This window comes from Pseudoalteromonas sp. SG43-3, from assembly GCF_014164385.1.
Taxonomy (GTDB): Bacteria; Pseudomonadota; Gammaproteobacteria; order Enterobacterales; family Alteromonadaceae; genus Pseudoalteromonas; species Pseudoalteromonas distincta.
Window position 1 is genome coordinate 13,983 of sequence record NZ_JACJFC010000020.1, and the last position, 15,501, is coordinate 29,483.

The window sequence follows — 15,501 nt, forward strand, 5'->3', positions numbered from 1 at the left end:
AAATACAAAAAAGCCGCTTTACAGCGGCTTTTTATTCTCTGTATTTTCATGCAGTTCGAGTTTTGGTGCACTCATACCTTTGAGCAACCGACCAAATATATCAGCGCCGGTAATAATGCGTTTCACATCGCTCCACAATAATACCACATCGTGATCAATGGCCCCATCAAACGATTTATCTAAAGAATGATTAGCCCGTATTTTTAAAATCACTTCACTTAAACGCATCGCTTCATCAGCAACAATTATAGGTCTGTGACAATAGTGATAAGGGTCAAACGTATCTGGCTCAAATAACGCTGATCTTAAAAAGCCGTCAGCATCTACCACTAATAAAGGCCAACCGTCTTCATTGGTAATGATCACCCAGTTATAACCTGACTTATGTAGTTTGCGTAAAAACTCATTATCAGTTGTTAATGTAAGGTCTGGGAAAATAGGCAAATCAAGCTTAGTAGGCAAAGCAATAATCGAGTCTGGATCAATTACCTCACCCTCTTTGGTTACGCTTATTTCATCTAAGCTAAAAAAGTTAAGCGCGCCTATTCCCTCAACGTGTTGAACATCAGCTTCTTCAGCCTCTATGTGTTTGCGAATAATACCCCTGAGCTCACTTTCAGCAAAGTACGTAATCCCCTCTTTACCTAACCATGCATCGAGAATTAAAGCAGTTGGCTTAGCAACTATATAAAACAGAATCTGATAAAACTTAATTAACGGCGAAAGTTGGCTCGCCATTTTTAACGCATTACGCGAAAAATAGGCCTGCGGTGTTATTTCACCAATAATAGTAATTGCGATAGTTGAGAATAAAAACGAACTTGCGCCCATTAATACCGAATCAGAAAGTAGTGTAAGTAGTACGTTAATACCTACGTTGCCCCACAAAATAGTCGACAATAAAAAGTTAGAGTCGTTTCGAAGGGCCATTACTTTTATGGCCGCCTCGTTCCCTTTTGCACTTTCCATTTCAAGCTGAAGCCTACTTAGTGAAAAAAACGCTAAGTTTAAGCCCGAAAATATTGCCGATTGTGAAATACACAAAGCAATTGCACACCAAATCATGACTTCAAAGGTCATTGTATTTTCCTGTTAGTAATACCATTTCACTTAATTAAGCGAATTGGTATAAGGCTTATAAAAGCAATAAACTGCCTAAACCTAAAAAGGTAACAAACCCAACAATATCGGTAACGGTAGTTAAAATTACCGAACCAGATAACGCAGGATCAATTTTCATTTTGTCTAAAATAGACGGAATAACAACACCTGCTAGTGACGCGGCCACTAAATTCAATAATATGGCTACCGTAATCGTAATACTAAGCATTAAGTCGTTAAACCATAAAAAGGTAAGTAGGCCGATTACAAACGCCCATACCAAGCCATTTACAGCGCCAACACGCAGCTCTTTTTTAAGCAACGCATTACGGTTTGAATCTGTAACCTGTCCAAGCGCTAAACCTCGCACAATAACGGTTAATGTTTGACTACCTGCAATTCCCCCCATAGAAGCGACCACTGGCATCAATACAGCTAATGCTACAACTTGTTCTATCGTTGCGCCAAATAAACCGATAAACCACGACGCTAAAAAGGCAGTTGCTAAATTAATACCTAACCATATACCACGGTTTTTAGCACTTTTTCGCACACTTGCGAACAGGTCTTCGTCTTCACGTAAACCACCGGCTTTAGCGGCTGCTTCATCAGCAATTTCTTGTCGTAATTCATAAGCAGAGGCAATGGTTAATCGCCCAAGTAATTTGTTATCAGCATTAACCACTGGCAGTGCCATTTTTTCACTGTGGATCACCACTTCTGCCGCTTCATATAAATCATCATCAGCATGGAGCGATGAAAAGTCATGATTTGCCAATGTCATTAAATTATCGGTGTCGCTGGCTTTTATTAAATCATTTACCGCAACCTCACCTATTAAACTACCCTTGCGGCTTACTAAATAAATAACTTCACTGTATTGCGGTAAACCTTTGTGTAGCAATTTTTTAGCACCACCGGCTGTTAGCTTCTCCGATACTTTTAAAAAGTCAAAACCTAACCAGTGACCTAATTGCTCTGGCGGGTATTGCTGCGCTAAATCATATTGTTTGGTTTGCGCTTCATCGAGTTGCTTTTTTGCATACTCAACAAATCGCTCTGGTATAACTTCTTCAAGTTCCAGTAGCTCTTCTACATTAACTTCATCAAGAAGTTTAAAAGCCTCAGTGTCTTCTAGCGTTTGTAGCAACCACAAACAACTATCTTCACTTAAATTAACAAAAATTTCGTGTTGCGTGTCTTCATCAAGCAACTGCCAAATTTCAAGTCGTTGTTCTTTTGGTATCGCCTCAAAAAGTAATGACAGGTGCTCTGTTGAAAGCGTTAACTGCGCATCTGCTAATAATTTATTTTTGCGTTCTGTTGTATCGCATTGCAATAAATCATTTATGAGCTGTGGAAGTTGGTCTACCGGATACTCAATCATCTTAAAACCTTAAAATTTAAAAGCGCACATTATTTATAGTCTACTTGAACAATAAAAAATTGCAGAAAAAACGTGAACTTATTAAGCATGCGCAAGCTATTTTTGCGCATTGTATGGGCAAACTAAATGCAGTACTAATATTTATTTTAAAAAATTAAAAAAACAGTAAAAGGAATTATTTTTGAGGGATTAAACAACAAGTAAGCAAACTAAAGGGATTACTTATAATAAAAAAAAATCCCATATTAGCTAGGCTAATATGGGCAAAATCACACAATGAATTAGGTGTTTTTAAATTACGGTTTATGCTTTAAATTAAAGTCTATCAGTAATATTTCGTACTAAGTCAGAATCTACAAATTGAGTAATAAGTGCAGCGCCCCACGCATAGCCACGCTGTATTGGGTAACCTTTAAAAATCCAGCGTTTACGCACGTGATTAAAGCGCTCTAAATAGTCTTGCTTTTTTTGTGGCAGAGGCTGCTCACCCAATTTATTCCATGCTTTATATACGCCTGACATGTCAGATCCTCGCATAAAGCGTTGCAACCAACGTGGAAAACGAGAAAAGCTAATAGTGGACTGAAAATCAATAAAGTAAGGTTTACCGTCTGCGCCGCATAAAATATTACCCATATTACGCAAGTCTAAATGCACGATGCCTTTGCGATGCATTTTTGCTACTTGACGCTCAAGCTCACTAAAAAAGTTAACAGGTAGTGTTTTGTCTTCATGAATTAAAGCGCGCAGTGGCGTGCCTTCAATATAGTTATAAGCAACCGCTATCGGCGACAATCTACAAAAGCGGTTAGCAACTGCATCAAGCTCTGCTAAACGGCTCAACCCTTTATACTCTTGATTTACCGACATTCGTGCAAATGTTTTGCGGATAAACCAGGGGCTTTGGCTAAAATCTTTAACGATTAAATCAAATTCATTATCTTTATATCGATACACAATCGCGTTAGCAAAACGTCCCTTATGGACAACACTTAAGTGATGTTGCATAAAAGTATGTTCTGGAAATTGCTGTTGTAATTGTACTAACAAATTATTTTCAATCATAACAAACCTAACAAGATGATAACTTTAATTGCCTAGGCAACTATATTATCAAAGTTAGATTCTGCGCACAATCAGATCAACTAATTAGCACGCTAACTTTCTATTGAAACAGTATCGCTATTTTATTGATAATCTACTTTTGGGGGGAGTCTGGCAGTGAATCAAGATTATTTATAGCTTTGAATAGTAAGTCGATTATTTGGTTTTTTTCTGGCTCCGAAAAACCACTTAATGCTTGCGCATAGACTTCGTTCACTACAGGCATAATTTCAGGACAAAGAGCTTTACCTTTTTCACTTAAACACAAAATAGTTGAGCGCTTATCAAGCTCACATTGCGTTTTAATAATGAGTCCTTTTTCTTCAAGTCGGTTTAGTAAGCGGCTCATAGCGCCACGATCATAAACCATATACTCGCAAAGTCCTGCAAGCGTATTAACCGACTCTCTCGCAAGTAGTACAACCACAATATATTGCGCAGAAGTTAAGTCCATAGGAAGTAACTTGGCATCAACATGAATGGCTAATCTCGAACGTAAAAAAGAGACTAAACGCCCCAAATCTTGCTCTGGCGCTAACTCTTCTCGAGTACAACGTTTAATTGATGGCATGTTTTGCATGGTTATTCCACTGTATAAGTATATTTGCATGCTGATAGACCTTAACGCATACAAAAAATTCAATAATTTTTATAAAAAATCGCCCACAAAAATAAAGCCGCTATTAGCGGCTTTTAGTGTAGGGCTTTAAGCTTTGTTAAATTTTAAATTGGCCAACTAAGTGTCCTAAGCTTTCACCACGCCCAGCTAAATGCTGACCAACTGAAGAGGTGGTTTTACTTGAAATAGTTAGCTCATTAACTATTTCTTGAATAGCAAATACATTACGGTTTATTTCTTCTGTAACGCTACTTTGCTCCAGCGCCGCTGTCGCAATTTGTGTGCTCATGTCGTTAATTGATCTAACTGAGCTTGTTACAGCGCCTAAACTTTCTGAAATAGCACGAGAGGATTCAACAGAGCGATTACAACTACTTTGGCTTGCTTGCATTGCTGCAACTGCATCTGATACTAAATTATGTAGCTCACTCAACATTTCACTAATCTCTAGTGTGCTAACTTGAGTACGACTTGCTAGGCTTCTTACTTCATCGGCTACAACTGCAAACCCTCTGCCTTGCTCACCTGCTCGCGCAGCTTCTATTGCAGCATTGAGTGCAAGTAAGTTTGTTTGCTCGGCAATTCCACCAATTACGCTTAGTACACTATTAATCTTTTTAGATTGATCACTGAGTGAATCAACCTGTTCAGCGGCTAGGTTTATCTCGCCCATTAGATTGGACACCTCACTGAGTGAAATATCAACACACTCTTGAGCTTTAGCAACTTCTTGCGTTGCCGCTTGAGTTGACTCTGCCACTTGGTTTGTATTTTGAGCCACCTCATGAGAAGTAGCCGACATTTCGGTAATAGCCGTCGCAACAAGATCTGTTTCATGATTGTGATTAAGTAACTTGTCTTCAATTAATCGTGTTTGTGTATTTATGTCACCAGAAGCTGTTTTTACATCGTGTGTTACATCAACCACATTAGCAATAATGCCATGTAGCTTACTTACAAACATATTAAATGCTTCGCCAAGTTGGCCTATTTCATCGTTAGTATCAATGTCTAGACGCTTGGTTAAGTCGCCCTCACCTTTTGCAATATCGTCAAGGCTTTGCGCCATGCGCTGTATTGGTTTTACCATTGTATTTGCGGCAACTAACGCACATATAATTGTTAAAACAACCCAAAATAAAGCAATTAATAATAAGGTCATTACCTTATCATTCATGTGCTTTTGCATTGCTGTTTGGTATTTAAGTAGCTCTGCGTCTATATCATCCATATATGCGCCAGTACCAATCATCCAGTTTGTGCCTGGTATCATTGCTGCATAGCCCATCTTTTCAACTAAGCCTGTGGTATTTGGTTTTTGAAAATGATAGTTAAAAGCGCCACCGCCTTTTCTAGCTTGCTCTAATAAGCCCACTATTATTTTTTTACCGTTAGGGTCAGTCATCCCTATTTTGTTTTGCCCTTCAATAGCATCACCTAGTAATGCATGAAAAACACTAATGCCATTGGTGTCGTATATAAAAAAGTAACCACCTTGGCCAAATGTTAAGTCTCTTAAAGCGTTTTTAGCATCTTGCTCAGAACCATTTGCTAATTGATAGCGAACAATTTTGCTAGCAATTTCAATTTCGGTACTTAGTAACGTTTGCTTGTCACTTATTAACTTAGTTTGAAATGCTTCAAAATTTTGTTGCTGATTTTTATTCTCTAAATAATAAGAACTCAGCATTAAGCTGATTAAAAGTAGCATTAGCGGTAAAATAGCTAGTAACAGCAATTTGTTTTTCAAGCTTAAATTACTCATTTTTTCTCCGAGGTGAATAAAGGTGTGTGTGCAGCAACAACTAAAATCTAGCAAAACGAATATAGTTTGCAGATTTACTTATTTGCCCAAAATAACTTCGCTCATTTATATCGCTTTAAACTTATATTAAGAAAAGCATAGGTAAAATTAGGTAGGACCAAGTTAGTTAGAAGTCAGCTTAGCCATATTATAATCCCAACTCGGCATTTTAGACACCAATAACGCAGAGACCTTAGTCTTAATAAAAATAATTCATCCAACGTTTATCCATTATTTAAAACACTCTCTATAAATAATATCCACGTAGCCTTACTGCTTTTATTTAAGTCAATTAGTTTTAATTGCAGCGAGTTAGATTATTTGTAAGCGAGTATAAACATTGACCTCAAGGTTAAATTAACATGTAGAGATTAATTTTTTATTAACATATAATAACCCTATCTTCCTAGTACCAAATAACCAGATAGATTGAAACATATTGTTTTGAGCCACTGTTATGAATTAATAAAAATGAATTACTAATGAAATATATTTTATATCTTGTGCTTTTAATCTCTAGTCAAGTATTTGCAAAGCCTGTAAATAATAGTATTGCATTTTACTATTCATACCCTATGCCTCTAGCCGAAATGACCTTTTATTCACGCGTTGTAGTTCAGCCCGAACACGTCACTGAGCACGAACTTAATTGGTTTAAACAACGTAATATTGCTGTTTATGCTTATTTAAGTGTTGGCGAGTCCTTTAATAAAAATAAGTCATCACTTAGTATAAACCCCAACTGGGATAGTCATATTGCCGATTTAGCATCAGCACATTGGCAACAACATATTCAAAGGAGCGCTGAGACATTAAAAGCACGTGGTTTTAGCGGCTTATTTTTAGATACTCTAGACAGCTATCAACTTTTAGATGACAAGCACAGTAAACCCGAACAACAAGCTGGATTAGTCACCATAATAAGTTCACTCTCTGAGACTTTTGATAAGCACCTTATCCTCAACCGGGGCTTTGAGCTATTGCCTAAACTCGCTAATTTAGCCAACGACTTAGTGGCGGAAGGTTTGTATAGCCACTTCAACCCTAACGACAATAGCTATACACTGACTAACAAAAACGACCAAAATTGGCTAAGCGCACAATTAAAAAAAGCACAAAACTTAGGCCTCAACGTCCAAATTATTGATTATGCAAAGCCCGATAACCGCCTCGCTATGGCACAAAAGATTATAGACGCAGGTTTTAATCCATGGGTGACAGATGGCCACTTGCAAACATGGGGTACATCATCAATAAAACCGGTGCCTAGGCGAATATTAATTCCTTATAATAGCGATATTTCACCATTAGTTAAAAAATCTGTTCATTCAAAGCTTGCTACAATCATAGAATACTTAGGGTATATTCCTGATTATGTAGATGTAGCTAAAGAAAGCTTACCTAGAATAGATCCGAGTTTACATGCCGGCATTATTTCTTGGACTACTAGTAATATATTTTATAGTACTGAGATTATTAAATGGCTAGAAGAAGGTTTAGAAATAGTACCGGAACTAATATTAGGGGAATTACCTCAATCAAATAAATTACTAGCTAGTTTAGGCGTAGAAAATATAAATGTTGCGCAAGCTGGCCCTTATGAAGTTAAATACTTTGCCGATTGGCTAAAAGGTGAAACTACAAAAGCACCTGTAATTATCAGACCAAATTCCCTTAAGTTAACCTCAGACGCCACAGCGTTAATTAGCATTAGTTCAGCAAATGGTAAAATCCTAGCGCAAGGAAGTAAGACTAAACTAGGTGGCATAATAGTAGCCCCTTGGCTAATTGATAATTTACCACTGGAAGGCAGTAAATGGGTGATAGACCCTAAGAACTTGTTAACAAAAGTACTAAATTTACCCACAATATTAGCTCCTGATACAACGACTCTAAGCGGAAGGCGTATGTTAACTTTGCATATAGATGGCGATGGATTTAGTAGCATTGCGCACTTCAAAGGTAAGCCATACAACTCAGAAGTAATTCGCGATGAGGTAATAAAAAGGTACAAATTGCCATTAACCTCCTCCATAATACAAGCAGACATAGAGCCTAACGGCTTACATTCAAAACAAAGTAAAGAACTTGAGCAAGTTGCAAGAGATATATTTGAACTACCTTATGTAGAGGTTGCATCGCACACATATAGCCACCCTTACTTTTGGAAAGTGCTATCAGGGATACAAAACATAGATGAAGATGATACGAAATACGGACTTAATTTAAATATTCCTGGGTATCTCTCTGTCGATTTAGAAAAAGAAATTTCAGGGTCAATTCAATATATTAATGAACGACTGACGCCAAAGAATAAAAAAACAGTATTAATTCTATGGTCAGGCGATGCGGTTCCAGGACCAAAGGCTTTAGCCATAGCAAGAAAAGCTGGCGTGCTCAACGTGAATGGTGGTAATACTTCAGTAAAAGCTGATAACCCAACTCTTACAAATGTATCGCCAATTGGACGACCTGAAGGTGACTTGTTATACCAAATTTATGCACCCATTATTAACGAGAACGTATACACCAACTTGTGGCATGGGCCTTATTATGGTTTTAAGCGCCTAATCGAAACATTTGAAATTACAGAAAAACCATACAGATTAAAACCCTATAGTATTTACTTTCATTTTTATTCTGGTGAACTACCTGCTGGACTTGATGCCCTGAAATATAATATAGACTACGTACTTGCAAGACCGAATACGCCAGTACATTTAAGCCAGTATGCAAAAATAGCTAAAGACTTTTATTTTTCAGCTCTTGCTAAAAACAGCAATAACGAATGGGTTTTTAGCTCTCAAAGTATTCGAACATTACGTATTCCCAATGATTTTGATGTTCCTAATGTAGCTCAAAGTTCAGGAATATCCGGCGTCACTCAAAAGGGTAATTACATTCATATAACTGATGATTTAGCAAAGCTTAGCTTTGATCACAGCCAAGAAAACAATGTACCGTATTTAGCTTCAGCTAATGTCTCCATGGATAATTGGCAAGTGAATGGAGCTGTCAGTTTTAAAGCCTGGGTGCCTGCTAAAATTGATTTAGTTAATGGGCGTTCTTGTGAGTTTGTTTCTAATGATGGAAAGCGCTTTAAAGGTAAATCAAATGCTGATATCACACAGTTTAGTCTGCCAAAAGGTCAATTCTACGGTTACTTAAAATGTAAAAGAGCTGCTTGATGGTGAGTAATAAAAAACTAAGCTCTTATTGTAAGTAACATATTGATACATTCTTTTATCGTTTTTCTAAGTATAGGTTTGTAGGTTGCTCTTAATAACTCGAGTGGCAAACCAATGGGTTTTATTGTGGTGAGTTAATCAAACCAGCATGTTATTATACCCCTTGAGTATATGGTTGAATTAACATGTAGAAATTAACCTTCCATTAACATATAATAACCCTATATTACTAATACCAAATAGCTAGATAAATTGGACCGCATTACTTTGAGCCACAGTTATAAATTAATTGAAATGAATTACTAATGAAATATTTTTTATACCTAGTGCTTTTAATTTCTAGTCAAGTATTTGCAAAGCCTGTGAATAATAGTATTGCATTTTACTACTCAGCGCCGATGCCATTAGCCGAAATGACCTTTTATTCTCGCGTTGTAGTCCAGCCTGATCTTGTGACTGAGCACGAACTTAATTGGTTTAAACAGCGTAATATTGCTGTCTATGCTTATTTAAGTGTTGGTGAGTCGTTTATTGAAAGTAAGTCTTCACTCGCAGTTAACCCTAACTGGAATAGCCATATTGCCGATTTAGCATCAGCACATTGGCAACAACATATTAAAAGTAGCGCTGCGGCATTAAAAGCACGCGGCTTTAGCGGCTTATTTTTAGATACCCTAGATAGCTATCAGCTATTAGATGCTACACACAGTAAACCCGATCAACAAGCTGGGTTAGTCACCATAATAAGCTCACTATCTGAGACTTTTGATAAGCACCTTATCCTCAATCGGGGATTTGAGTTATTGCCTAAACTCGCTAATTTAGCAAGTGACTTAGTTGCTGAGGGTTTGTATAGCCACTTCAATCCAACCGACAATAGCTATAAAGTGACCAACAAAAACGACCAAGATTGGCTAAGCGCACAATTAAAAACAGCACAAAGTTTAGGCCTCAACGTCCAAGTTATTGATTATGCAAAGCCCGGTAATCGCCTTACTATGGCACAAAATATTATAGACGCAGGTTTCAATCCGTGGGTGACCGACGGTCACTTGCAAACGTGGGGCACATCATCAATTACGCCGATCCCTAGGCGCATTTTAATCCCTTATAACAGTAACGTAAAACCACTCATATACACTACCGTACACTTAAAGCTTGCGACCATGATTGAGTATTTGGGGTACATACCTGATTACATAGATATGGCAAAACGCGACTTACCTTTGGTTGACCCTAGCTTACATGCCGGTATTATTTCGTGGACCTCAAGCGACGCATTTTACACCCCAACACTTACCAATTGGCTTGAAGCTAATTTAGGTGTTGTGCCAGAACTTATTTTAGGCGAGTTACCACAGTCTACTAAATTACTATTTAACATGGGTATTGAGTCGTTAAACACACTACCTGAAGGTCCATATAAACAAGATAGCTTTGCACCTTGGCTCAAAGGAGAATCCACAACACCTCCCCCTATCGTTAAACCATATTTACTAAAATTAGCAACTAATGCGACTCCTTTAATTACAATAAAATCAGCTGATAACACGATAATTGTACAAGCGGCTAAAACTAAATATGGTGCAGTCGTGGTTGCTCCTTGGCTAATTGATACATTTCCGATGGAAGGCAGCAAATGGGTTATTGATCCACGTACACTACTAACTCAGGCTATGGAACTACCACCTATATTAGTGCCAGATACAACCACCGAAAGCGGCAGGCGAATGCTTACGCTGCATATCGATGGAGATGGATTTACAAGTGTTGCCCACTATGCGGGTAGGCCTTATTCAGCAGAAGTAATTCGAGATGAAATAATTAAACACTACAAACTACCGTTAACGTCCTCAGTGATCCAAGCTGACATTGAAGAAGGCGGTATTCACTCTAAACAAAGTGCCAAACTCGAAGACATTGCGCGTAGTATTTTTAAGCTGCCTTACGTAGAAGTTGCTTCACACACCTATAGCCACCCCTATTTTTGGACTGCTCTATCTGGGCGAAAAAAAATAGATGAAGACGACACTGATTACGGTTTTCATCTAGATGTACCTGGCTACAACACCATCAGCCTTAAAAAAGAAATTACAGATTCGATAAAATATATTGATGAAAAACTCACACCTAAAAATAAAAAAACAGTGATGATGTTATGGTCAGGCGATGCAACTCCTGGTCCTAAAGCGCTTGAACTGGCTCGTGATGCTGGTGTGCTAAACATAAATGGCGGCAACACTGATGTAAATTCCGATAACCCTAGCCTTACACATATATCACCTATTGGCCGCCCTGAAAGAGATTTGCTGTATCAAATTTATGCCCCCATATTAAATGAAAATGTTTACACTAACTTATGGCATGGCCCTTATTATGGCTTTAGACGCTTAACCGAAACATTCGAAATTACAGAAAAGCCATATAGGTTAAAACCTTACACTATTTATTATCACTTTTATTCAGGTGAAGTTCTTGCGGGACTAGACGCTCTTAAACACAACATAGATTATGTTTTAGCAAGACCAAATACACCTGTGCATTTAAGCCACTATGCAAAAGTAGCAAAGGATTTTTACTTTTCTGCACTTGCAAAAAACAGTAATAATGAATGGTTATTTAGCTCAAAGTACATTCATACTTTGCGAATACCTACCGATTTTGATGTGCCAAACATAGCTCAAAGTGAAGGTGTATCTGGTGTAACTGAAAAAGGTGACTACATACATATTATAAATAACATAGCTCGCCTTAGCTTTGATCATAGCCAAAATAGTAAAAAACCTTATTTAGCATCTGCAAATGTGGTTGTTAATAGCTGGCAAGTTAACGGGCCTGTTAGCTTTAAAGCGTGGGTACCTGCTTCGCTTGATTTAATTAATGCACGCTCTTGCGAATTTGTATCTAATTTGGGTGAGCGCTTCAAAGGTATTAACCGAGGTAAATTAACACATTTCAAAATACCTGCAGGTGATTTTTATGGTTACCTTAACTGCGACGGAGCCGCACTATAATGAATGCTAAAAAGCGCCCTCAGTTAATTTCAGTAAAAACAATATTAGCGATATTAGCCGTAAGTTGTTTTGCACTTTATGCATTATTTCCACATACCTTATTTTTTGAAGATGATGCACTTTCACAAGACTATACCTTTGAGAAGTCTTACCTTAATGCAGCGCTCAATACAGAGCCCGACAACGAAAAGCTACGCGCAAAATTAGTTGAGCTACATATAGGGCTTAGTGAGTATTCACAAGCTACTAACGAGCTTGAAAAGCTACCTAGAGGCGAGCGCAAAGCAACACTTGAAATAAAGCTGCTCTACTCATTATGGCTAGCAAGCGGTGCTAAAGTTGACGACCGCTTTGAAGAGTTATCTTTAAAAATTGGTGCTCATAAAAACTGGAACGAACAAATATTAACTATTGCAAAAGCAGTTGGGTTAAATGCAAAAGTTGCTCAGTACTATCAAAAAAATAAACAGCCTCTCCTTGCAGCCGATTACTGGTTAAGCGCAGGCGAACCAGACAAAGCATTCGCTATTTATAAAACAAATATAAATGCTGATATTGCAGCTAAAGCGATTGAAACTGCACTTGGTGCAAATAACCCGATACAAGCTTATGCATGGTGGAAAACCTATGGCGACCAAGCCAATATTAAACGCACACTTTATTTGGCTAACTTAGCAGGCAATACAGAAGATGCGGCTCAAGCCATTGAAAGTTTATTAAAGACCTATCCAAATAACAGCGAGTACTTAACACAAGCAATGCACCTGCGTTTAGCAAATGCAAATGCAAAAGGAGCTGAGCAATTACTTGCAAAGCTATTACTACAAAGCCCAGCTGACAAAGAGCTACATTTATTAAATTGGAAGATAAAGCGCTGGCAAAACAAGCCTAAAGAAGCACTTCGAGAGTTTAAATGGCTAATGTCTAACAAAGCTGTAACTCCTGCGATGCTTACCGATAGTATTAACGATGCCACCGCTTTATATTTATACCAAGACGCTAATGATATATACGAATATAAAGCCCAAAATAGAAATCTAAAAGGTAATGGCTTTGCTAATTGGATGCAAGCTAACGAATTTATTGGTAACACAAAGCAAGAATTAAATAATATTGAACGCTTTGAGCAAATAAATGGTAAAAGTGCATTATCACAATATTGGAAAGCAAAAGTACTTCACGATACTGGTAATTTAAAAGCATTAAGAGCTTTGTGGCCTACATATAAAGGGCCTAAAAATGAAGAAGATTTACTTTGGATTGCCCGCGCATTTTGGCTAGAAGATGACTTTTCTACAGCTCTGCAAGTACTAAAAAACAAACATGAAAGTTCTGACGATGAGTTTTGGAGCGCCAATGTTGACATGGCAATGCGAGTTAAGGACAAAGCTCATGAGCTATATGCATTAGAAAAGTTACAAAAAATAAGTCCTTTGAGCGTAGGCGACATGCTGCACTACCAACAACTGCGCTTTGAAGGTCGGCCTCAGGAGCTTCTTGATTATTTATGGAAAAGTGAGTCGCAAACTGACCGTCAATTGATTCAAATTGCATTATTAAGCACACAAGTAAATGATGCTAAATCAGTTGCACGTATTCATGCTGAACTTGATAAGCAGCGCTACAATAAAGCTCTCTACCCTGCTTGGTTAATTCTTTCAAATTGGTATCAAAACCAAAGTGATTTAAATTCAGCTTATACAACTTTAAACCGCGCCGCTAAATTAAGTGAATATGACTCTGATGTTGTGCTGGCACAAGGTTGGTTAGCGCTGCAAATGCACGACACCGTGATGATCAGCCGCATTTTAGCTCGCTATTCTCAAAGCGACCCTTCCTATGCGTGGACCCAGCTATTAGCAAGCTTATCTATTCACGAAAAGTCATATAACAGTGCTTACTTTTATTTGCGTAAATTAGCCATTGCAGATCCAAGCGATTTAACAACACTGGTTAACTTAGCCGATGTAATGAAGCAACTTGGTTATTATGCAAATGCTGCTGAACTTAATCACTATTTACTGCAACACTTACCTAAAGATAAATATGCATACAGAGGCTTAATGTTCCGCTGGGCGGGCGCGATGGCTGTTCCTCATTTAATGCAATTAAACACAATGGAAGAACTTGCCCCCGACACTATTGGTGAGCCCCAAACAAACTGGTGGTTAGCGCGCAGGGCTGCACAAAAATTAGAGCCATGGCAAAAACTACAACTTTATATGACCAACGGCGAATTTAATAAAGCGAAACAACTATTAGCCGAAGGCTCACTAAGCAAATTAGATGAACTAAACGCCCTACTCTATCTAAAGCAGCCATACGCAACAATGCAGCGTTGGTATGAAGAACTGACTGGTGAGCTTGACGAATCACAATTGAGCTTACTTAGAAATGCACGTGCATCCTACTTTAGGGCGCTTGAAATTAACCTATCGCCAGAGGCTGGTTTAAACAGTAGCCAGTACGATGTAAACGTTTATTTTCCTTATGCTAATGGGCAATGGAAATTAAGTTTAAGTAATCAGCAAAATCTTGATAACAACGGATTACTGTTTGCGATAGAAGATAAAATGACATTTGGTCGTTGGTATTTTGATGCAAAAATAGATTCTCACCAAGGCAGCTTAGTTAGCCGCCAAGGTCTTAGCTTAGACTCTCGTTATCAATGGGATTCGCGTACACAGATAGGTTTAAAGCTTGAATATAATGTTGAAAACCGCCAATCAGAAGCGCTACTTAGTTATGCTCAACTAGATAAAGCCACGGCTTATGTTAACTACAACATTGATGGTAGACAAAACGTACAACTATCAGCAGCAGCGATGTCTTTTTCTCGAAGAGACGATGGCAGCTCACTAATAAACGGCCAAGAATATAATGCTCGTTACCAATACAGCATTTTAAAAGACCGCCCAATTTGGAACGCTTATTTTAGTGCACAATGGCAAGACTTTGAACGTGTAAATGCATTAATAAATACAGACACAAGACCTCTAAGAGTTGACCTTCAACCATTTAGGCGCTTTGCACTAGGTACCTCATTTGCCTCAACGGGTTCGTTAGAGCCGCCTTATTTAGGCGCAAACCCTTCATGGCTATTCGATATAAGTACTGGCTATCAAACACTTAACGATACAGTAGATGTATCAGTTTCAAGTGGCGCAGGTTGGTCTGTACTAGGCGATGATTTATTTAAATTACAGCTGGGTTACCAAAGTAGTAATAAAGTGGGTAACTCAGATACACAATTACAATTAGGTTATTACGTACATTTTTAATGT

The 15,501-nt window shown here is 38.0% G+C and carries 8 protein-coding genes; 3 read left to right on the forward strand and 5 right to left on the reverse strand.

Going from position 1 to position 15,501, the window contains the following annotated elements; translation table 11 throughout:
• Nucleotides 1–18 precede the first annotated feature (18 nt).
• The 5 genes from H5157_RS16530 to H5157_RS16550 all read right to left on the reverse strand — a co-directional run bounded on the left by H5157_RS16530 (nucleotide 19) and on the right by H5157_RS16550 (nucleotide 5,976).
• Nucleotides 19–1,080 (reverse strand): DUF21 domain-containing protein, encoded by a 1,062-nt coding sequence (locus tag H5157_RS16530; RefSeq protein WP_182725097.1) that lies wholly within the window; start codon nucleotides 1,078–1,080, stop codon nucleotides 19–21.
• A 55-nt stretch (nucleotides 1,081–1,135) separates the two neighbouring features.
• Complete coding sequence (locus H5157_RS16535) at nucleotides 1,136–2,488, reverse strand: magnesium transporter (RefSeq protein ID WP_007584828.1); 1,353 nt, start codon at nucleotides 2,486–2,488, stop codon at nucleotides 1,136–1,138.
• A 315-nt stretch (nucleotides 2,489–2,803) separates the two neighbouring features.
• Nucleotides 2,804–3,553 carry an RIO1 family regulatory kinase/ATPase gene (locus H5157_RS16540; RefSeq protein ID WP_182725098.1) on the reverse strand — a complete coding sequence of 250 codons (750 nt, stop codon included), beginning with the start codon at nucleotides 3,551–3,553 and terminating at the stop codon, nucleotides 2,804–2,806.
• Nucleotides 3,554–3,686: 133 nt separating this feature from the next.
• Nucleotides 3,687–4,202 carry a MarR family winged helix-turn-helix transcriptional regulator gene (locus H5157_RS16545; protein ID WP_231388420.1) on the reverse strand — a complete coding sequence of 172 codons (516 nt, stop codon included), beginning with the start codon at nucleotides 4,200–4,202 and terminating at the stop codon, nucleotides 3,687–3,689.
• A 106-nt stretch (nucleotides 4,203–4,308) separates the two neighbouring features.
• Nucleotides 4,309–5,976 carry a methyl-accepting chemotaxis protein gene (locus H5157_RS16550; protein ID WP_154903671.1) on the reverse strand — a complete coding sequence of 556 codons (1,668 nt, stop codon included), beginning with the start codon at nucleotides 5,974–5,976 and terminating at the stop codon, nucleotides 4,309–4,311.
• Nucleotides 5,977–6,497: 521 nt separating this feature from the next.
• Here H5157_RS16550 and H5157_RS16555 point away from each other — a divergent pair.
• From H5157_RS16555 to H5157_RS16565, 3 genes are all read left to right on the forward strand, one after another.
• The gene (locus tag H5157_RS16555; protein WP_182725099.1) at nucleotides 6,498–9,203 is read left to right on the forward strand and encodes an endo alpha-1,4 polygalactosaminidase; all 2,706 of its coding nucleotides are present in this window, start codon (nucleotides 6,498–6,500) and stop codon (nucleotides 9,201–9,203) included.
• 305 nt (nucleotides 9,204–9,508) lie between these two features.
• Nucleotides 9,509–12,217: an endo alpha-1,4 polygalactosaminidase gene (locus H5157_RS16560; RefSeq protein WP_182725100.1), complete on the forward strand. Its 2,709-nt coding sequence runs from the start codon at nucleotides 9,509–9,511 to the stop codon at nucleotides 12,215–12,217.
• Nucleotides 12,217–15,498, forward strand: a complete 3,282-nt coding sequence (locus H5157_RS16565; RefSeq protein ID WP_182725101.1) for a tetratricopeptide repeat protein — start codon at nucleotides 12,217–12,219, stop codon at nucleotides 15,496–15,498. Before H5157_RS16560 ends, H5157_RS16565 begins: the two co-directional genes overlap by 1 nt.
• Nucleotides 15,499–15,501: the final 3 nt, after the last annotated feature.

Coding starts and splice junctions, on each gene's coding strand:
- H5157_RS16550 (WP_154903671.1), bottom strand. CDS start 5,976: ATGAGTAATTTAAGCTTGAAAAACAAATTGCTGTTACTAGCTATTTTA.
- H5157_RS16530 (WP_182725097.1), bottom strand. CDS start 1,080: ATGACCTTTGAAGTCATGATTTGGTGTGCAATTGCTTTGTGTATTTCA.
- H5157_RS16565 (WP_182725101.1), top strand. CDS start 12,217: ATGAATGCTAAAAAGCGCCCTCAGTTAATTTCAGTAAAAACAATATTA.
- H5157_RS16535 (WP_007584828.1), bottom strand. CDS start 2,488: ATGATTGAGTATCCGGTAGACCAACTTCCACAGCTCATAAATGATTTA.
- H5157_RS16540 (WP_182725098.1), bottom strand. CDS start 3,553: ATGATTGAAAATAATTTGTTAGTACAATTACAACAGCAATTTCCAGAA.
- H5157_RS16560 (WP_182725100.1), top strand. CDS start 9,509: ATGAAATATTTTTTATACCTAGTGCTTTTAATTTCTAGTCAAGTATTT.
- H5157_RS16555 (WP_182725099.1), top strand. CDS start 6,498: ATGAAATATATTTTATATCTTGTGCTTTTAATCTCTAGTCAAGTATTT.
- H5157_RS16545 (WP_231388420.1), bottom strand. CDS start 4,202: ATGCAAATATACTTATACAGTGGAATAACCATGCAAAACATGCCATCA.